This window comes from Acinetobacter sp. YH12094, from assembly GCF_013419295.1.
Classification (GTDB): Bacteria; Pseudomonadota; Gammaproteobacteria; order Pseudomonadales; family Moraxellaceae; genus Acinetobacter; species Acinetobacter amyesii.
Genome location: NZ_VPAK01000019.1, coordinates 1 through 20,488 on the forward strand (window position 1 = coordinate 1; position 20,488 = coordinate 20,488).

12 protein-coding genes and 3 pseudogenes are annotated in these 20,488 nt (G+C 37.5%); 11 read left to right on the plus strand and 4 right to left on the minus strand.

What is annotated here, in order from left to right:
* Both FTU34_RS13260 and FTU34_RS18130 read left to right on the plus strand, forming a co-directional pair.
* A pseudogene (locus FTU34_RS13260) lies at window positions 1-224 on the plus strand (ATPase); the annotation flags it as partial.
* A gap of 35 nt (window positions 225-259) precedes the next feature.
* Window positions 260-364, plus strand: a pseudogene (locus tag FTU34_RS18130) (HNH endonuclease); the annotation flags it as partial.
* A 131-nt stretch (window positions 365-495) separates the two neighbouring features.
* Here FTU34_RS18130 and FTU34_RS13265 read toward each other — a convergent pair.
* The 3 genes and pseudogenes from FTU34_RS13265 to FTU34_RS13275 all read right to left on the minus strand — a co-directional run.
* Window positions 496-657, minus strand: a pseudogene (locus FTU34_RS13265) (DUF4236 domain-containing protein); the annotation flags it as partial.
* Between the two features lie 219 nt (window positions 658-876).
* On the minus strand, window positions 877-1,059 hold the full coding sequence (locus tag FTU34_RS13270) for a hypothetical protein (protein ID WP_180035932.1): 183 nt from the start codon (window positions 1,057-1,059) through the stop codon (window positions 877-879).
* A 512-nt stretch (window positions 1,060-1,571) separates the two neighbouring features.
* Window positions 1,572-2,321 (minus strand): metallophosphoesterase, encoded by a 750-nt coding sequence (locus FTU34_RS13275; RefSeq protein ID WP_180035931.1) that lies wholly within the window; start codon window positions 2,319-2,321, stop codon window positions 1,572-1,574.
* 581 nt (window positions 2,322-2,902) lie between these two features.
* Here FTU34_RS13275 and FTU34_RS13280 point away from each other — a divergent pair.
* The gene (locus FTU34_RS13280) at window positions 2,903-4,537 is read left to right on the plus strand and encodes an HNH endonuclease (protein ID WP_180035930.1); all 1,635 of its coding nucleotides are present in this window, start codon (window positions 2,903-2,905) and stop codon (window positions 4,535-4,537) included.
* A 120-nt stretch (window positions 4,538-4,657) separates the two neighbouring features.
* On the opposite strand, the gene FTU34_RS13285 is transcribed toward FTU34_RS13280, so the two are convergent.
* A complete protein-coding gene (locus FTU34_RS13285; protein ID WP_171406929.1) occupies window positions 4,658-5,185 on the minus strand; it encodes a hypothetical protein in 528 nt (175 codons plus the stop codon).
* A gap of 134 nt (window positions 5,186-5,319) precedes the next feature.
* Between FTU34_RS13285 and FTU34_RS13290 the strand changes: the two genes are divergently transcribed.
* The 8 genes from FTU34_RS13290 (at window position 5,320) to FTU34_RS13325 (ending at window position 20,424) form a co-directional block, all read left to right on the plus strand.
* Window positions 5,320-5,904, plus strand: coding sequence for a class I SAM-dependent methyltransferase (locus tag FTU34_RS13290; RefSeq protein ID WP_180035929.1), 585 nt, complete (start codon window positions 5,320-5,322; stop codon window positions 5,902-5,904).
* 211 nt (window positions 5,905-6,115) lie between these two features.
* On the plus strand, window positions 6,116-9,691 hold the full coding sequence (locus FTU34_RS13295; RefSeq protein WP_180035928.1) for a hypothetical protein: 3,576 nt from the start codon (window positions 6,116-6,118) through the stop codon (window positions 9,689-9,691).
* A 5-nt stretch (window positions 9,692-9,696) separates the two neighbouring features.
* Window positions 9,697-13,680: a hypothetical protein gene (locus tag FTU34_RS13300; RefSeq protein WP_180035927.1), complete on the plus strand. Its 3,984-nt coding sequence runs from the start codon at window positions 9,697-9,699 to the stop codon at window positions 13,678-13,680.
* Window positions 13,681-13,715: 35 nt separating this feature from the next.
* Complete coding sequence (locus tag FTU34_RS13305; RefSeq protein ID WP_373686506.1) at window positions 13,716-14,717, plus strand: HNH endonuclease domain-containing protein; 1,002 nt, start codon at window positions 13,716-13,718, stop codon at window positions 14,715-14,717.
* A 184-nt stretch (window positions 14,718-14,901) separates the two neighbouring features.
* Window positions 14,902-15,483: a restriction endonuclease subunit S gene (locus tag FTU34_RS13310; protein ID WP_180035926.1), complete on the plus strand. Its 582-nt coding sequence runs from the start codon at window positions 14,902-14,904 to the stop codon at window positions 15,481-15,483.
* Between the two features lie 14 nt (window positions 15,484-15,497).
* A complete protein-coding gene (locus tag FTU34_RS13315) occupies window positions 15,498-16,760 on the plus strand; it encodes a class I SAM-dependent DNA methyltransferase (RefSeq protein ID WP_180035925.1) in 1,263 nt (420 codons plus the stop codon).
* Between the two features lie 131 nt (window positions 16,761-16,891).
* On the plus strand, window positions 16,892-19,219 hold the full coding sequence (locus tag FTU34_RS13320; RefSeq protein ID WP_180035924.1) for a type I restriction-modification system subunit M: 2,328 nt from the start codon (window positions 16,892-16,894) through the stop codon (window positions 19,217-19,219).
* The gene (locus FTU34_RS13325; protein ID WP_180035923.1) at window positions 19,216-20,424 is read left to right on the plus strand and encodes a restriction endonuclease subunit S; all 1,209 of its coding nucleotides are present in this window, start codon (window positions 19,216-19,218) and stop codon (window positions 20,422-20,424) included. Before FTU34_RS13320 ends, FTU34_RS13325 begins: the two co-directional genes overlap by 4 nt.
* Window positions 20,425-20,488: the final 64 nt, after the last annotated feature.

Sequence of the window (20,488 nt, forward strand, 5' to 3'; positions counted from 1 at the left end):
TTGATTTTGTTGCTGTCGATACTTTACAGAATTTAACTTATTATCAGGTGGCATTAGAAACGCTCAATGAGGAGACACTCAGCCGAGAGTTACGTCCATTACAGAAAATTTCTGATTCGTATCCCAAATATTTACTTACCTTAGACACGATAGGGACTGAAGCAAATTATAATGGTATTGTAAAAATGAGTGCTCTCGATTGGTTGCTATGTGAAAATAAGTAAAGTTGAGGGTAGTCATCGGCACTTCTATTTATTGATCAAAACCCAAAGACTTTTCAGCATTAACCAAGAATGTGATCAAGCATAATTTCTACTCCATTTGTGATGGATTGATTTACCTCGACTCGATTGAGTCAGATCATCATGATTGAGCTACAGTCGCTTACTGAAAGTAGCGAGAATTGCGCTGGAGTTTCTGAAGGATATTAATTCCTTAGTTTGCCCATTCATCCGTGTGGGCATTTTTTTTGATTAAAATACAATGCTGTTCTTGCTAAAAAATGACGGCACCCACCATAAAACACAATATTCCAAAAATAATCCAAGGCCAGATCTTTGTCTTCGGTTGTTCTAAATTCTGAGGATTATATTCCGTGTGTTCTAGCGATGTCGGTTGTGGAACACGGGTCTTTTTAGAGTAAGGCTGGTGTTTAGAGAGAGGTGGTTCCACTTGTTTGAGTCTATTGTTCAATCCAGCTTATCTTCTACAAGCGATAGTAGATATCCTGCATGTGATGAATTATCAATGGAAACGGATGATAGAGATGTGTTGAAAGAAACTGCTGAAGCTATGTACGCATCTACAGGTGATACAATTTGGTTAAGCTTTTAAATATAAAATTCAAGCGCTTTATATCGTTTCAATGAGCAGAGTTCAAAATTGCTTGAGTACGTCATCAATTGATATTTCCTCTTCTACATAGAAAACACCATTTTGGTCTGCTTTCATTTTTTTAATAGTATTACCTTGGATTTTATGGATATCGAGTAGATCTTTAAGTATTTGATCTGCAATTTTATTCTTCCAATCATTTTCAGGATCTAAAGGAATCGACATGAGTTTCTCCTAGTTCGGATGTGGTATAAATTTCATTATCAGTATCACAGAAAATTTGAAATAAATTGATGTAGTGGAAAAAGTGGCCAAATATAGGTATGAACATTTAAACGTGGATAATGAGCTTTATTTATAGGCAAGCTTTTGTAGTTCATCTCTATGTTGATGAATTACACGTTTTAAATGATGTAGTACAATACGTTGTGTTGCTTGACTGTTGTCAAATGCCATAGGTATAACTTCAATAATTGGGCGTGATCTTTGTTCAATATTTTTAAAATCGATCGGTCTTCTCATTTTGCCATAAAACTTTATTGGTGTTATGTAATTTTATACTAATTCTAACTATGAGCTAAAGCTTAAAAGTCCTAACAGCACTATTGAGTACCAAAAAACATGTGACGACACTTATTTTAGGTTTTGATAGGACTAATGCTTCATCATTAATATTGCAGACAATTTTAAAATCGAGTTATCTGATGCTTTAAAAAGGTTTCAGAAAAAATATCTATTTAAACTTCGATGATCAAATTTTCTCTAAACCCATTTTTACCTTGCTCTGGTGGATAACCCAAAGGATTGATCACTAATCTACATCCATCGACTACAGTATCCACTGATGTATGCGTATGTCCTGCAATCCATAACTTAAACCCTTTTACATCTAGGTCATTAATAAAATAGGGATTGAGGGCTGATGCAACAGGGTGCGTACCCCAATATGGATCAAGACAAGCTAAATGAGGTGGAAAATGCGTAATAACGATCACATGATCTTGCCCTCTAAACTGCAAAATATTTTGATGATATTTGTTAAATAGTTTTATGTAGTCATCGGCGGTTATAGGTCTATTTTCATTGCTAATCATGATTTGATCAAAATCATAAATCGATTGTTCAGCATCTTTTTGGGACTGTAAAAGCACCTCAGGAGATATAAGTGGAGAATTGGAGCGAAAGTTCGTAAACAGCGTGCCACCTACAAATATTTTATCTTGAATTTTGATATGGTTGTCATCAAGTAGTGCATTTTTTGGGTAGTTTTCTTTCAAGAAATTCACGACTGAACTGTAGTTAGAGCTGTAGTAATCATGATTACCTAAAACAAAGATAAATTTTTTATTCAGAGATTTACATTTTTCGGCAAACTCAATTGCACCACTTAAGCGATTAGAAAAATCGCCAGCGTGAATAATGACATCAGCTTGCTCTGATATTGAATATTTAGAATTGTGAGTATCCGATAAAATTTGCAGTTTCAATCTACTTCCTTTATTAAATCACGCTGCTTAAATATATAGAGTTTCATTGCGATTAGTTTACAGCAACTAAATATTGTAGAAATTATAAGATACTTATCTGTATTCTTAAGCCTCTAAAAATATAGGTAATTATTTTTGAATCAATTGATTAAATATTGATCATAAAATTTGACCAATTGAATTTATGCACATAAGATAAAGATGTTACAGCAAAATCTGTGACCAGGCGTGGAAACCTGTTACTCAACGAACTAAAGAGTCGCTTTTAGTGGCTCTTTTGTGTCTACATGGCGCTTTTATGGTAAGCCAGGTAGGGCAGTCTTTGACTGGCCGTTTCGTTGAGCGGTATTTCCACACCCTATTTGGTTTGCCTCCATCTCGTGGAAAAGATGTTGGCAAACGACAATCTATCAACGAGGTTTAAAATGCATCTTTATATTATTTCTATCTGTTTTTTCTCTAGCAAAAAGATACTTCTGAGTTGATGAGTTTTTAATTCATTTATCACTGATTTTAATTTTAATTACTTCTAATTTCGTAATCTCACGAGATCTAGAGAAGTATTGCCTAGAGAAAATAAAATGGCTCGTACTAAGCTTTTAACCAATATTATTCAAAGAAAAATGATGCTGCTTGACGAAATGTCGCACTCAAATCTGCACCATAACTTTGAAATATCACTTTATGACTTCGCCAACCATGAGATCCTAGAAAAACTATATAAAGCAGACAATCAACGCTCCACAGAGTGTTGGAGCCCTGCTGAAATTCAGGAGTTTATTCTAAACTGTTTGAATGATCGTAATGTCAATTTATGCGTTCGCTATTGGAAAGATGCTGCTGGTAATATTTATATCATCGATGGTGGGCACAGGATTTCAATTATCTATGCTTGGATCAAAAGATACTTTATTGATGAGCAAGTAGCAGGAGCCCCAAAATTCACGGCACCACAAAAACGAGATATTCGTCAGATTCGTAATCGATTAGGTGGATTAGCTGATTTTCAAGAGTTATGTAACGATTCTGAGTTTCAGCAAAAATTAAAATCAACCAAAATTAATTTTATTGAAGTCATTGGGACACCTGAGGAAGCTCGAAAAGCCTTTTGTTCAATCAATTCGGATACGAAGCGATTAGATCCAGATGAAGAATATCATTTACAGAATAGGGGGAGTGATGCTTTTTATGTGATTTATGCGTGTTGTTATATAAACGATAATAAATCCAACTTGGCTGAACTGAATTACGATCGGATAAATGAAGTGATTACTTTGGGTGAGCAAATTCATGATCATCTTTTTAAGATAATACTTTTAGAGCCGGATTTAACACACGGTAAAAAAATCGGCTTGGTCAATGAACTCCTGAATATCATGTTTGGTGATACTAGTCAGAATACTGTGAGTATAGACCAAGGTCAGCGTGTAGAAAATTTAATGCTAAAACTTAGAGTTGTGCTGTGTCGTATCGCTACACCAGCAATTAGTATTCGGATTCCAAGTCTGGGCTTACACCCAAAACTATATTTTTATAAAGATAATCGTTTTCAAGTGACATCCTTTTTGGCCTGGTTCTCTATCGTCTGTGAAATTCAAGAAGACTGTTTTGAAATACAGAATAAAAAGATAGATTTTATTGGATTTACTCGAGCACGCCGTGGTGTTGAAAGTTTAATTGAAAAAATTCCTGTGGCGATCAAAGAAACTGTCGGTAAGTTTGGTAGCGGGATCAGATCACATGAGCGATTGAAAAACGTCTATCAAGCATTTATCTGTATTGGACTCAATATGGATTTAGATTTCGAAGATGAAGTTTGTTTGAACACCGTCATTCTTTCGATGAGTCAATCATTTGATTATATTAATTTTAATGATTTTTACCTTGAACGTTTTGGTGGTGATTATGATGAGACCATTGTGGATGATGTTGTGAGCTTTGTGAAATCAGTAAGACTAACAAAGAAGAAAAAACCTCTAAATTTTTCACTCGCGACCAAAAGAAATCTTTATCAACGTGAGGAAAGGAAAACATGGAGCTATTGCGAAGTATGTGATAGCGCTCTATACCTTGAATCGACTGAAGTAGATCATCGAGAATCGAAAGCAGAAGGTGGTTACGGTGTTTTAGAAAATGGAGCAATTATTCACCCGATATGTAATCGTTTTAAGTCAGATCGTGCTTTGGAAGAAGTAAGAGCAGATTTATTTGACTAAAAAGATAAGGGAGCAAATGCTCCCTTATTTTTTTGTTTTTTAGTAGACTGGGGTCAGTGTTTAGCCTAAGTGCAAAATCAATAAGTATTTGGACACCCATTCTTCTTTAAGTTGGACACTTTAATAAACGTATTCATTAATTTTGCAGTGTTCCTCAGTTGGTAATGTGAATACCATGCCACTCACCAACGAGCTAATACGATTACTTTCAGCCTTACGTTGCTTGGTATTCACCGACAGGGCATAAATGATCATTGTGTCCCGATACATTTTTTCAGGCTCAACTTTATAGTCAATTTCCGCAGCACAAACCATTTTTCTACTAACTTCGTGTGACGCTCTACGATAGACCTCACGATCATCACTAGCCAAAGTCAGCTTTCTTCGTAATTCTTGTGCATACTGCATATATACGCTAACAAATTCAGGGTTATTCCCATATTTGAGCTTTATGTATCCCTCAATATCATCACGCACACCATTACTATTTGCATCAATCCCACCAATGGTTTTTGTTTTATCTTCATTTTTTAGGAATTTTGATGTTCTCACTTCTTTTAGTGAATTCTGAATACTTGGATTAAGAAGCGAGGAACAGGCCATCAAAAGTATACTTAAGCAACTCACTGCAATAACCGCTTTTTTCATAGGAATCATTTTACTTTTTTCTTTTAAATTTCGTTTTAGATGCAAAGAGTGTCCAATTAAAAGAAGAATCTGTATCCAGTACGATATACTATTAAGTGTCCAATTGGGCAAGAATATGCACCTAAGCAACCAATATGAAAACAATAGACTATTACAACCAATACGCAGATCAATTTTTACAAGCCACGTTGTATGTGGATATGGAAAGCCTATACCAACCATTTTTAGCTGAGTTGCCAGATTCAGCACGCATCCTGGATTTAGGCTGTGGCTCAGGGCGTGACACTTTGGCTTTTAAAAATAAAGGCTATCAAGTTGATGCTATCGACTATTCTGAAGTATTGGTCGAACGAGCGAGCCAACTGACCGGTATCGCTGTTCAGCAGCAAAGTTTTTATGAGCTTGATATGCACGATGTTTATGATGGGGTATGGGCATGTGCCTCTTTACTACATTGTGCTCGTAATAGACTCCCTGATGTTTTAAAACGTATTCATGCTGCATTACGCCGTGGGGGTGTTTGTTATATGTCATTTAAATACGGCACAATAGACCGAGTAAAAGATGGTAGAGCATTTACCGATTTAGATGAAGAACAAGCTAAAGAATTACTAGATCAGTTGGATAGGGTTACTGTATTAAAACAATGGATTACTGTAGATAAGCGTCCTGATCGTAATGAGGAATGGCTCAATCTGCTTTGGAAAAAACATGCTTAATTTTATTCCCACTGCACAAGAACAACTCAAATTTCTAAAGAATATTCAGCTGATTTTACAGTCAGTGTAGAGTGAAGAAAAAAATTTAATATAAGGCTTATATTTACATTCTTAATTGAAAAAAATATGATCAAAGTTCAGACAGAGGATTTTGATATTTAATAAATATAAAAATACCTCTTAGTGCCAACTTTGTCATGGATAAAACTTAATGCAATTAAATAACAATGGTTCTAGTACTGAACTAAGTACACTCGCACCTAAAATAATTCTTTCCCCTTTATTAAAAGCCATGGTGGGGACTCTTAAAAACCATCAATCAGATCATTTCTTCAATTATTATGGGCCTTCTCATAATCTGCATTTTGATGCGACCGCTTTTGTGTCTGCAGTATTTAAGCAGATCGGGACTAAAAACGATTCAAAGCCAATTTATAACATCATCAAAGATATTCAATTATTACCTGAAGATTCAAAACTCAGAATAAGCACTTTATTTGATAAGGAATCTGAAGCTAAAACTGCCCAGACCTATCGTGATTTAGACCAAGTGATGTCTGAAATTGTTCAGCAAGTACTTCAAAATGCTCCGACAGGTATGGCACTAAATTCTCTCAACCAATTCTTAGGCGATCTCAAATATTCTGATCCAGTGATTGCCAAAAATTCTCAGTATCCTATGCAAGTCAAAGGAAAATCTAAAGTAGCTTCTTTGCAATATACAAACGACTTAAAAGCAAAAGATGGCGAATTACGACTTTTCACTGTTACTGAAGAAATCAGCAAACCTCAATGGGTGAAAGAGGTTTGCGAGGCAATCAAAGCCATTGTGAAGCAGTCCTACCCAGCTGGTGAAAAGATGCCATTAGAGGTTGCTGAACGTATGCAGGAAATTCTTGATGATGAATGTTCTGCTGAAAATAATGATATCCAAAATCTACTTCATTTCGTAGAAATCAAAGCACTATCACGAGCTCGTATCCGAAATTGCTTCAAAATTATGGAAATCATTGCGGATCACATTGATAAGACTGAGCGTAACGATTTCAAGCGTGAGTCCGCTGTTTCCTATATCCGTAAAGCAATTGCTTTCTTTCAGATTTTTGGTAATCGAATTGCTCCATGGAATGAGGAAACAACGGAAACCATTAAGGACTATGGTATTGACTTTGGTGCTATCTATGGAGCTGTAGGTAAAGTTGATTTTAATGGTTTGCTGGCCTATGTTGGAGCAACAGATGCTTTGCCAATCTGGGTAAAACCAAAAATTGAAATGAATGATATTCGTCATGAGGATAAGGAAGGGCTATCTCTAAAACGTGAAGTCACTTATGCCTTTCGGGTGAATGGGGAGTTTGTTAAAGAGGAAAAAGTAAGTTCATTTAACTCTAAGTTGCAGATCAATTATAAGACAAGCAAATGCAACCGTTCGGGTGCAGATACTATGCTGACTGCTTATGAAGCTCGTCTGCATACTATCAATAAAGCATTGCTGCTGAAGGATATTGTTGATGATAAAGGTCAGCCGATTTCTGAAGAACGATTAAGCAAAGAGTGCTCAGATCGCGTTGCTCAAGTAGAGATGTTCCAGCTCATTATGATGTACTTCGTCCTATCTGGGGCAGACATGAAGATTTCAGATTTTGAAGGGGCATTCAATAAACTGGTTGATGCATTCAAGAATCCTCAAAAAATACGACTTAACCTTACTCGTATCTTAGACGAAAAGCTCAATACCGAAAAAATGCATGAGCGAATGGAGGTGATCACGTCTACGATCACTACAGCGCTAAAAGCGAATCTGGATTCCATCATTAGTGAGATGGAAAAGGATAGTAGTCTTAAAACTGTACTCTACATCCTTCCAAGTATTGTGAATCTAGATGTATTCAAGAGTTCAATTGGTGAAGATGCGGAACAGTTCTTTAGTATATTTAAGGGTAAAGAATCGAACTTTTACAGCTACATCTCGATAGTGGATGCTAGCCGTAAAAAGTTGGCGAAAATGAGCCAAGACGAAATCATTCGAAAGAATGATTATGCTCGTAAAGCCCTAAGCGAGATTGAGTTTAATTCCACACTGAAAATTCGAACGTTGGTACCGATTGAGAATCCTAATACCGACCTAGATCAATTTGATGTCGCTCGTAATCTGAATATTCCTTGTTTACCAGTATTGATGGTGCCGACCAACAAGAAGGTCAGCGACAATGGGCTGCCACATTTTTATCATCCTGAGAGCTTAAGTTATGACAACTTGTTATCTAAATACAAGGTCATGATTCATTATTCATCTAAGCTATTTCGATTGAGTGACTTAAAAGGCGGCCATGCTCAATTATGTTTGGATGAAAAAGAAAATGCTTTGATCATCAGTACGTCATGTTTTTCGATTGCGATTCATCTATTCCTTAAACATCTGATTAAAGAAGTAAAAAATCAACTGGGTATCGAAGAGCGCTTATATGTACCTGTAATGCGAATTGACTCAGTTGATGAACATGAGAATGAAGAAAAAGCCCAATTTCAAAGGAAATCAAAAAAGATCCAAAAAGGTGGGTTTAATCCTGAGTGTAAACGAGCGTATGCCACCGCTTATACCCTTGAGAAGTTGCTGAACAATGATGATGCTATTGTGAAGGTACAGGGCCTTAAGTATCAACCAGATCCTATGCCTTATGGTAATCAAAATGGTGAGCGAGTTTGTGCCCCGGTGAATCTCGCTATGGATAAAACAGTGACTTACCGTATTCAGGCTGCAATTGAAGCACTGTCAGGATATTCAGAAATCATCATCCCATTTGAGGGCACTAAGGACAAAATTGCCTGTATTAGTTATAACTCTCGACCTGAGAATGATGTGGAATTTAAGTATCAGCATCAGAAGGATTTGCTACTTCTTAAACCAGATTATGGCTACATCTGCTACGTCTATACACTTGAGCGTATCAACGATAAACAGGGTCGCTTATCACTACAGAAGGTCAGTCATGCCCCAGTTGCTGAAGACAATCTGAGAACAAGTAAGGCGATGCACCGTATCATCGAAAAACTGCAGTCAGATGGTTTTGAAGATGTTGTATTGCTTTCACACCATTTTGCACAGCGTAAGATCGGTAAGACTGAAACCAGCAACTTGATTCATGAAAGTGAAAGTGCTTTGGATCAACTTGATCAGTTGTTCCCGAATATGAATTTCTATCCATTCCAGTCTGATACGATCCCAGCACTGAGCTTAAAAACCAGTGATAACAGTCGTGTCTATGAGGTACCGCACCATCAGTACCATACTGCGATCATCAATCAAAAAGAATATAAACAATCCTTGTCCGTATATAGCTTTGCGACTAAACGTACTGTGGGTGTTCGTACTCAGAATGGTATTTGTTCGTATTTCTATATGCTAACCAGTCAGGAGCATTCGATTCATAACGATAAGCGAATTAGATTGCACAGTAAAATTATTGATGTGAATGATTCCAATGAAATGAAATCAATTCGCTCTGTATTGCGTGGTCTGCATTACTTTGAGTCTGAACGTCCTACAGCTGGCAAAAACTTCACTCCGGTACTTGAGCCTTCCCATATTCGTGGCACTACTGGCATTCAAGAGCTTGGTGAAGTCATAGTGTCGAGTCGTCTAAATAAAGGCGAAGTTGTCATGAGTCTGCCAGCCTTAATCGGCAAGCTCGAAGAATACGTTATTCTGATGAATGAAGACTTGATTGAGCCAATCGAGCCGTCTCCAGAGGGAGCTGAAGAAATTTTAGCGACTGATGTGGAGTAAGCGCCGTGGTGAACAATGAAGCCAAAGTTTGGGGCGAGGTTTATGAGATCGCTGTTAAACGTGGTTCGATTATGGCTTTGCTTGATGCAAAGCTATTATCAGCCAGCCATCCTGTAGTAGCAGAATGGAATAGTAAACAGATTGCTGATGTCTTTCAGGAAATGAAGGAAGCGCTATATAGCGATGTCATTAATGCCGCTATCCATGAAAATATCGAAAGCTATTTTCAGCAATTGATAAAAACTGGATTCGGGCATGGTTATACCAATACTCGTGAGTTTCTAAGAAAGATCAAGCCAAAAGGTATTGCAAGGGCTAAAACGGCGAATGCAAGACCAAATTGGAGCTTATCTGGCATCTGGTGTCCACTGACAATGCCAAATGATATAACCCAGACCATTGTAGATGACTACACAACTGAGGAAGAACATATTGCTATTAAAGCCTTCAAGGAGAAGGCGTTGGAAACATGGAATCAACAATTCAGTCTTACCCACGCTAAAATGTTTGGTAAGGGTATGTTTGGTCGTGCTGATTTCTTGGCGGTAATCAAAGTCAAAGCCAACTATCATGTGCTGGTTCAGGAATATTCATTATTTTACGTTTTAGGTGAACCAGAACAATTCAATGCCAAGGATTCTTGTACCTATTTGCAAGAGTACAAGCGTTACATCAAACATTCTGAATCGCAAAGTGTTTTCTCATACGTGAATGCAGAAGCTCAAGAGATCCCATTTAAGTTCTCAAAAAAACTACGTGAATACTTGAGAGCCTATGTCCGTAAGGAAAAAGTCCTATTTAAGATGGCGCAAGGCTGTTCGTATGCAACCACTTTTGTTGATTCTTTTAAATGGAAGTTTGAACAAGATGACATGCCAAATATTCGTCTGAGTGTGATGGCGATCACCAGCCGGGGAAGTGAATACATTTCTGCTGAATTTTCGGATAAAGATAAATCCCCAGAGCTGGAAATTATGTATCAGCTGGGCAAGGAGTATCAGGATAACGTTCTGAGTCTGGACGATATGGATGAACGTACGAAACTGCAAGTTGAGATTCTGAATTATCTGGTGAATGAACCTGTCAAAAACATCTCGGAAATCGTGTCCAAAAATATTAGCGATATTTCCTACGGTCAGGATCTTACTTTCACTATTACCGAAAGGCTTAAGGATTTTGTGAATCCTAACCAGCCACTGGCTTTAGAGTGGGTTTTTGACTTGATAGATCGGCAAGTCGATGACGAAGACCATAACCAAAAACTTAAAGAGATGGTGCTGGCTGAGTTTAAAACAATTCGTAAGGGAAAAATTGAGAATAAAACTTCATTCACCTTACGTGATTTGCATAAATCCGCCGTAGTACTGGCACTGAAGGAAAGTAAACAAGGCCAAGTGAATTTCATCTGTTTGACTGGTACGCCGGGGATTGGGAAAACATCGAGCGTTAAGACTTTGCTGGCAGATTTGGAAGGCTTTTTTTTCTTTTATACCAGTCCACGAGTGTTGATTAACGATGATGTGGTCAGTGATTTATCTAAAATATCAGCTACGATTACCAGTAACAGTGATGTGGTGACACAGGCACAGCAAATCTATTCGAAGATTCACAATACGGATTGTAAGGTGAATGCGCGTGGTGCCGCTATTGTGGGTGGTGTTGAAGATATGAAGATAGATCATGGCTCAAGTGTTCTATTGTTCAAACAAGATGAATACCGAAAGCTCAAAGACCTGGAACAGAATGCAAATGCCAATAGACGCTATGCCAATACTTCAGAATCTAAAATTACGGCAACCAATAAGAAGTTTGCCAGAGTGTTTGATTCATTAGGGGAAGCGACCCAGCAATTACTTGTATTCCATCCAGAGCTCAATAAACTGACGATGACTGTAGCAAGTCAGGCATTCATACCATATAACACCACACCAGCTGGACCACGAAACCCAAGGGAAAACCAAAATAAAACTGTGGCAGCTTCCAGTTTGGATGGGCTGGAAAAAATGTTCCAATACAAAATCGATAAGAAGCCGACAGAGGCCAAAATCGAACGGAGAGAGTTTGCCAAAAAGTTCCCTAACATTGTGGTGATGTTTGATGAAATTACAGGGGATTCAGGTACACGTACTTTTATCAATGAGATGCTGAAATTCCTTTCCAAAAACTTCATTGAACCGTTTCAAGGTAATTCTCCATTTACGGTGACTGTGATTCTTGCAGATGCATCCCTTAGTAATGTGAATGCAATCCAAAATTACATGAAGAAACAGGACCAGTTACCAGCAAAAATGTTCATCTCTCCATCTTTGGGTAATTTCCCATTCAAGATGCAGACTGCAGATCTGGATGATGGTAACTCTGTTCGTTCTAGTATCCATATCATGGCGAATTGTTACCCGGCAAGTGATCTTAAAATCCAATATATGCTCAAGCAATACGCCGTAGTCCCTGAAACAGATGATTTTGGATTGGATAAGAACCTGACTCATCTATTTCGCCAGAAAGCTGGGGAAAGGACTCAACAGACTGCTATCGAGCTTATTCAAAAGAATCTTGAAGATGGTAAAAAGCAAGTTATCTACTTTGCTCAGGATAAAAATGCATTGGCCGCACTCAGAGATGCATTAGTCGATGAAGGAGTGGTTGGACGCTCTAAGATTGGCATTTTTGATAGCCAGTTAATGGGATACCACCGTACAGAGTTGCTGGATCGCAAAGAGACATTGCAAGTCGTACTGATTACTTCGACTGCGGCTAGGGGGATTTCATTCCCGAACTGTGATTCAATCATTGCTGCCATGCCTCGTTTCGCAATTGAAGCCTCTTTAATGGAAATCGCCCAGCTTGTTTACCGGGGACGTGGTGGATATTTGGATAAAGAGAAAAATGAGTGGGTCAACGGCGATGAACGTGATCGTTTGCTGACGATTCTGGTAGAAGATTTCTACTTGGTATCTAATGATGAAACTCAGACAGAGCTTGAATATAAAGTTAAGAGCTCATTGGATATGCTCTCAATTTTCATGCTTATTCGTGGGACTTTATACACTCGTATCACTGGGGATGCTGGCTTCAAAAAAACTCAGATCGCCATGATCCCAATTGGTGAGGTGAAAGATAAGACCAGTGATAAACCGGGGCTGGCTTCTTTGATCAGGGATTTCATCAAGGACGTGAATAGTGTTCTTTATAAGATTACTGCAACCGAAGGTGAGTTGGTTGGAAGGCTTAAGGCTGTGGTAGAGAAGGCTCAAACAGTTTACTCAGCAAATAAGCTCACTTCTACCTATAGTACTAAGACCAACAAATACCGAAGTTTTTACACACCTGCATTAACGCCTGAGTTAAAAGAACTTCAGTTCTACGAGAAATGGTGCCGGGAACATCATTCGCTTAAGTCCAGATTACTCACCATTAGCGATCAGGAAGATGCTTTGACGATTCCTGAAAATATCTATATCTGTGGGCCTATGATCATGGAAGATCGCTCAAACTTCGGTAACAAGGAGTCGTTTGATATTGCCAATGACAATCTCTCACAAAATTCTTTAAGGAAGTTCCTAAATGAGTTAATCGCCCTGCAGAGGGGATACCCTCAGTTGAATGCTTATAAGAACATTCAAAAGCATATCAGGGAGATCACGAATATGATTTCTTCTGTTCTTGAATCAGAAACGGATAGCTATACAAAGGAAGTTGAGCAACAGGGAATGATGCGTAAGCTCTGGGTGACGTACCCGGTAGCGGCAAACGAGCTGGTTAAACTTCAAGACAAGAACTTTGATAAAGACTGGTTTGATGCATTGAGCTTTGAGCTGAGAGTGAGGAATGCAGAGTTTCCGGTAATGCCAGAATATCGGGATCATCCATTTCGTGGTACTCAGCAATTATCAGGGCATCCAGTGTTTGAAAGGTTGTTCGAGCAGACAAATTTCATGCTTTGTCGTGAATTAAACTTGGTGAATACTTTGACTATGTTTAATGAATGATTCAAATTATATTATCTATTTAGTAGAGGATTAATGTGCATATACCTGCTGCACAAGAACAACTTAAATTCTTAAAAAATATTCAGCTGATTTTACAGTCGGGTAGTTTTAGTAGCACCTATAAATTTGCGTTGCTGATTAGCCTAAGCCGATTAGCTATTGAAAAAGGTAAAGATTCAGGTGAGAGTCTATCACTCGAATATACGGATATTGCTGAGAAGTTTATCGAGCTATATTGGAAGCAAGCAGTGCCATATACCTTTAATGATGAAGGCCAACTGATCTTAAATCAAAATAATGGTAAGCAAGCAGCGATTGTAAATCGAATCATTGGGCTTCGTCAGAGTTACTCATCCCTTGGACTGTTAAGACGAGATTCATTGGTGTGGTTGAAGCTAGTTAAAGATGTCGCTCGCACTGTAAAAGACATGCCAGTCCGTTATCTACAAAACATCAATGGTCAAAATTTTGAGTTTTTATATCAGCTAGATCAGTGTAGGAAACAACTTATTCTTTTGCCTCAAGTGATGTACTGCCTACGTCAATTCAGTGAGATCATTGAAGAACTTTGTCAGAAACGTTGGATTGACTATATCCGCAAGAACAGTAGTAATGCCCCAATTTTGAATAAATTACCGAATCTTGAACAATTCATGTTTGAGCCAAGTCGAAACCAGTTGAATGCGGTAGCAAGCGTGTTGGTAGAGCTACAAGATTGCAAATGTTTCTATTGCAATAAGCCGATGCGAAAAGACAATTATGCAGTCGATCATTTTATTCCATGGTCTATGTACCCATCAGATACAGGTCATAATTTTGTGTTGGCAGATTCAAGCTGTAATTCTAAGAAAAGTAATTTACTTGCATCAGAAGAGTTTTTGCATAAGTGGCAGGAGCGGAATGAAGAACAGGATCTGATCATCGTGGAGCGAATTTCAGTGCTAGGATTTCTAACGGATAAAGAACGTTCGCACAAGGTGGCAGAGTGGGCGTACATTCAGGCAAAAAATAATAGATATACTTACTTCAGCTCATAATTGAAGTTGTTAAGTTAAAGTTACTGATCACTCGACATTTCGATATTTTAGCTATCAATAAAGAAGTTTCTTTACTTTAATTAAAAAAGTTTTAATAAAACTATTTACAAAATGGTTTGCGAGAGCTACTATCTGCTTAAGGAAAATTAAAAATAGTTTTAATAAAACTATATTTGGAGTAATTATGAAACTAATTGAGTTATGTTCAAGTATTACAGTTGGAATCAATAAATTCAATGATACTCATGAAGAGAATTTAATCCAAGTCAGTTTATTGACAGGTCAAAGCCTAAACGATAAAGGCTTTCTTGATGTAGATACTCGTACAACAAAAACAGTATTTGTCGATGAGGAGCTTATTGAAAAAAAGAAACTAAAAGAAGGTGACATTGTTTTTTTATCAAAAGGCACAAATTTACGAGCTTCAATTGTGACTGCGGAACAGGAAAAATTAAATTTATTTGCTCCTGCAACATGTCTAGTCATCAAGGTAGATTCGGAAGTTGCTTTACCAGAATTTTTAACTGTTTTCTTAAACAGTGAATATGGTCAAGCAGTACTCAATAGTCTGAATAAAGGTACGACGATTATGAATATTCCTGTGAGCAGTCTAAAGGATATTGAAATTTCAGTACCAGACTTAGGGGCACAGCACAAACTGGCAGAAGTATTTCACAAAAATAATCAAGTCTTGTATGCAATAGAGCAACTGAAAGTTCAACAAATTAAAGCAACCAATGCCGCTTTTCAAAAGTTGATGGCCTAAATAGGAAATTACAAATGAAAAATACAATCGAATATTTAGATGCCTTATCGGCTATGACAGGCACGATGACACGTAGTGCTGCATTAGAGCTATTTACTTTAATCGCTTATCTTGTAAAAGAGAATGGAGAAGAAAGTAAAGATATCCTGTTATCAACACACGATAACATCTCAACTTTTATTTCTGATTTCGTAGCGGAAAAAGAATTACACTGGTTTTCAAAGGATGTAATTCGTTGGAATGCCAATCAGCTTGTGAATATTGTTCAGGTGTTTTTAAGCCTACGAGAACAGTGTTCGAATAATCAAAATTATGGTGAAAAAGCTTTTGAAGTATTAAAAGCTTTTTCACTTAGTTCAAATAAAAATTGGGACATGTTTAATGTTGATTCACAAAATATCCTCAATGTTTTTAAAGTTGTCGTCGGCTCAGTAGAAGATAAAAAGCTTTACGATGGGGCATGTGGTCTAGGATTATTAGCACACGAGCTTAATACTCAAAAGCCCATATTACGTGATATCAATGAACCAACGGTAGGGATGGCAAAACTGCTTTTTGCCTTAAGTGAGAAAGAGGCGGATATTCAGCAGTCAGATTCATTAAGTGATGGTGCTTCAAGCCTTGGGGTAGATGTGGTAGTTAGTACGCCACCGATTAACATGAGGGTGTCTGAATCCTTTGTAGCTGGACAAAATTATTTAAAAGAATTGTTTATTGCTGCTCGTATTCCTAGTAGTGCATCTGAGAGTCTGTGGATTCAACAAGCACTGTATAATTTAAATGCGTATGGTAAAGCATACCTTCAGATTATCCCAGGCTGGTTATTCAGAGGTGGGTATGATGCAGAGTTGCGTGAAAAAATAGTGCAATTAAATTGGGTCGAAGCTGTTGTTTTACTCCCTGCTGGTATTTTGACTGATTCAAATATTGAAATGAGTTTGCTTATCTTAAATAAAGCCAAAGCTAAAGAGACTATCCGCATGGTGGATGCACGAGGTTTAGGCGAGCGTCAGCGTAGAAAGCTTAATTTAAGCCTGAATGATACACAGAAAATTAAGGAACTGCTCACGGTTGATCAGGAGACTGAGTGGTCAAAAGATGTCACTATCCAACAGGTCAAAGCCAATAAATATAGCTTACACTGTGCCGAATATTTTGATGTGCATATTGAAGTTGAGCAGTTAGATCTTGAGCATGAGCTAGCGATTTTGAATGAAAAGCAATTTCAGTATTTGAGTGTGAAGGATGAATTTAATCAGCTCTTAAACAACATTTGAATGAGTAATCTTACTTAAATAAAAGTTACTCATACCACTGAATTTAGATTTAAACATTTGAAACAGATTTCAGGGGTCAGAGCGGAGTCATGATGAATCAGCTCTCACCCAAACGAATAAATTGAGGCAATATGAACATCTCTTTAATTGAAAAAGACTTATGGGAAGCGGCAGATGACCTGCGTGCAAACTCGAAATTAACTGCAACAGAATATGCACAACCAATTTTAGGTATCATTTTCTTATCGCATGCAACTTCACGTTTTTACTCGTTAAAAAAAGAATTGTTGCAAGATCATCAAATGGCAAGTTATCAAAAACTTGTTGATGAAAATAAAATGCCAGCAGAGGCATTTGAAAAGCAACTCGAGATTGCTTTTAAGGCACGTAGTGCATTGTATTTGAATCCAGAGCAACGCTTTGATTATTTAGCAAACTTACCAACAGGCCATAACTTGGGTGCTGAACTTGATGCCATTATGGAATCAATCGAAACTCAAAACCCAATTTTAAAAGGTGTGTTACCAAAGACCTATCAGCATTTTGAAGAAGATCTGTTAGAGCGTGTTGTGCGTATTTTTAACCGAGATACGTTATTAAACGCAGAAGGCGATGTGTTTGGTAAAATTTATGAATATTTCTTAAATAAGTTTGCTCAGTCTGGTGCACAAGAAGGGGGGGAATTTTTCACGCCGCCATCATTAGTACGTACCATCGTTAATTTTATTGAGCCTGATCATGGTTTAGTGATTGACCCTGCAGTGGGTTCGGCTGGGATGTTTATTCAAACAACACATTTCCAAGAGCAAAATAACACGCATAATCCGATGCAGTTTGTAGGCCAGGAAAAAACCGAAAATAACCAAAAGCTCGCCATTATGAACATGGTTGTGCATGGTTTGGATGCGTCTAACATTGTAGAAGGAAACTCTTTTTATAGTGCATTGCACGACTATATTGGTCAGTGTGATTTTGTTATGGCAAACCCGCCATTTAACGTAGATGCGGTGGACGCCAGCAAATGTAAGAACGACGTTTATGTTGTGCCACAGCAGGAAGAAGGTCAGCCTGAACCAACAGCTTTAGAAATTGCTCAAGCAGCGATTGCTGAAAAGAAACGTTTGCCTTTTGGTTTACCAGGGGTGACTTCTAAATCTGGTGGTAAGCGTAATGATGGTAATGATGGTAAAAATGAGCAAGTTTCAAATGCAAATAGCTTGTGGATTCAATACTTTTATAGCTATTTGAATCAGACTGGTCGTGCTGGTTTTGTTATGCCATCAAGTGCATCTGATGCAGGTGGTCGTGACAAAGAAATCCGTCAAAAATTAGTCGAAACTGGTCATGTTGATATTATGGTGTCGATTGGACCAAAGTTCTTCTATACCCGTTCTTTGCCATGTGCGCTTTGGTTCTTTGATAAATCAAAACCTGAAAGTCGTAAAGATAAAGTATTGATGCTGGATGCACGTAATGTATTTACGGTGGTATCAGCGAAATCACATATTTTCAGTGAGTCACAATTAGAAGCTTTAAATGTGATTGTTTGGTTATATCGTGAAGAGCATGACAAGTATCAAAACTTGCTACGTCGCTCTATCAACAAGATGCTTGAGACCATTGAGCAGATGCCAGTGGTTTATAAAGACTATTTAAGCTCATCTAAAACTGTTGTTGATTACGTAGCTAAATTTGCGACCAATACGTCGATTGATGTTTTAAATAAGCTATCGAAGAAAGAACAAGAGTCTGAGGATAAACCAACGCCAGTTACTGCTGAGCAACTCGCATCTTTAAAAGCATCTGCTTTAAAAGCGCAACAAAGTCTTGCGTCAGAGTTAGCTGAAGATGCCAAGATTGCACTGCTTGAGGCTTTACCAAGTGTTGCTGACTTACGCCAAAAACTTGAAGATGCTCAAGACCATGCTTCAATCATTACAATATTTAATGCACTGAAAAATGCTTTAGGTCAAACTCAAGCTGTATTTGATCAATTAAGTTCAACTAAAGCTGAAGCTTTGGCATTAGTCGCACACGCTGAGAGTTTGTATACGAAGAAAGATAAAAAGCAATGGGCAAACAAAGATATTGCTGTCTTGTTAAATGGCTTGAATGCTTCAGCAGAAGGTGAGCCTGAAACCGTTCAAGATCAAGTACAAACTTTGGAAAAAATCTTAGCTGATCGTATTGCTGATGTGACTTGGTTAAATGAGCGTTTCCCTGAAGGTGTGTATGCTGATGTGGCTGGCTTATGTAAGTTAGCTTCACAGGAAGATATTAAAGCTCAAGATTATTCCCTAACGGCTGGTCGTTATGTTGGTATTGAACAAAGCTCAATAAATACAAAAGATTTTAATGAGTTTTTAAATTCAACTTTGATTTGCTTAGAAGATTTGTCTAAAAAATCTGAGCTTCTTGAATCACGTATTCAAAATAGTATCAAGGAGTTATTGGCATGACAGGGATGGAAGTTTGTCTTGGCGATATTGTCACTATTGGACGAGGATCATCTCCTAGACCAATTAAAGATGAAAAATATTTTAAAGATGGTTCTATTCCATGGGTGAAAATTGCAGATGCAACAGCTTCAGGGAAATATATCATTCAAACTAAACAGTTTGTAAATGAATATGGAGCATCATTTAGCAGGCATCTTAAAAAAGGTAGTCTAATTATTTCGGCAAGTGGTACATTAGGAACGCCTTATTTTTTAGGTGTTGATGCCTGTATTCATGATGGATGGCTTTATTTTTCTGACTACGCAGGTGTTGAGCCTGAGTGGTTGTATTATAAATTGATGACCTTAAAAGAATACTTTAATGGTATCTCTTATGGCGCTGCTATTCAGAATATCAATACGGATATAGTGCGTGAAACGAAGATTTTTTTACCTGATTTAGAGATTCAGACTAAACAAGTTCAGATTTTAAAATCTATCGATGAACTTTCTAAAACCTATGAAGATAGAATAAGGATTTATGAGTCAGTATTGGCCGAATTATACAATTCATGGTTCATCAATTTTAAATTCCCAAACCATGAGCAAGTTGAGTTTGTTGATGGTATTCCTGAAGGGTGGACAAACGTATCTCTTAAAGAAGTTATAAGCACAAATCCTTCGACTTTAAAAAAAGGTGAACTTGATGAAATCTTATACGTAGATATTTCATCAGTGGGGCAAGGGAAAATTGAATCGTTCACTCAATATCATATTGATGATGCTCCAGGTCGAGCAAAACGAAAAGTTCAGCATGGTGATGTGATTTGGTCATGTGTCCGTCCAAACCGAAAACAATATGCCTTAATTCAAAATCCTCAGAGTAACTTAATTGTATCAACAGGATTTACGGTATTAAGACCAACAAAAATTCCATTTACGTATTTAACAGCATTAGCTGCAAGTGACGATTTTTGTGGTTATCTAACAAGCGTTGCACAAGGGGCTGCATATCCTGCTGTGACGTACAAAGACTTTGAAGATTATGAGTTGTTACTTCCGCCAAAAAGCTTATTGGATAAGTTTCATGAAGTTGTGGAGCCAATGTATGAACAAATACATATCCTACAAACTCAGAATCAGAAGTTGCATGACTTAAAGGAGACATTATTACCTCGACTTATGTCAGGTGAACTCGATGTTTCCAAACTTTCAAGTATTGAATAAACCTTAAAAAAAACCTGCGTTAGCGCAGGTTTTTTTCAACGACCTATGCTAAATTGGGTAACAA

Excerpts from the sequence above, each read along its gene's own strand:
- FTU34_RS13270 (WP_180035932.1), bottom strand. The coding sequence starts at position 1,059 with ATGTCGATTCCTTTAGATCCTGAAAATGATTGGAAGAATAAAATTGCA.
- FTU34_RS13280 (WP_180035930.1), top strand. The coding sequence starts at position 2,903 with ATGGCTCGTACTAAGCTTTTAACCAATATTATTCAAAGAAAAATGATG.
- FTU34_RS13285 (WP_171406929.1), bottom strand. The coding sequence starts at position 5,185 with ATGAAAAAAGCGGTTATTGCAGTGAGTTGCTTAAGTATACTTTTGATG.
- FTU34_RS13290 (WP_180035929.1), top strand. The coding sequence starts at position 5,320 with ATGAAAACAATAGACTATTACAACCAATACGCAGATCAATTTTTACAA.
- FTU34_RS13295 (WP_180035928.1), top strand. The coding sequence starts at position 6,116 with ATGCAATTAAATAACAATGGTTCTAGTACTGAACTAAGTACACTCGCA.
- FTU34_RS13310 (WP_180035926.1), top strand. The coding sequence starts at position 14,902 with ATGAAACTAATTGAGTTATGTTCAAGTATTACAGTTGGAATCAATAAA.
- FTU34_RS13315 (WP_180035925.1), top strand. The coding sequence starts at position 15,498 with ATGAAAAATACAATCGAATATTTAGATGCCTTATCGGCTATGACAGGC.
- FTU34_RS13320 (WP_180035924.1), top strand. The coding sequence starts at position 16,892 with ATGAACATCTCTTTAATTGAAAAAGACTTATGGGAAGCGGCAGATGAC.
- FTU34_RS13325 (WP_180035923.1), top strand. The coding sequence starts at position 19,216 with ATGACAGGGATGGAAGTTTGTCTTGGCGATATTGTCACTATTGGACGA.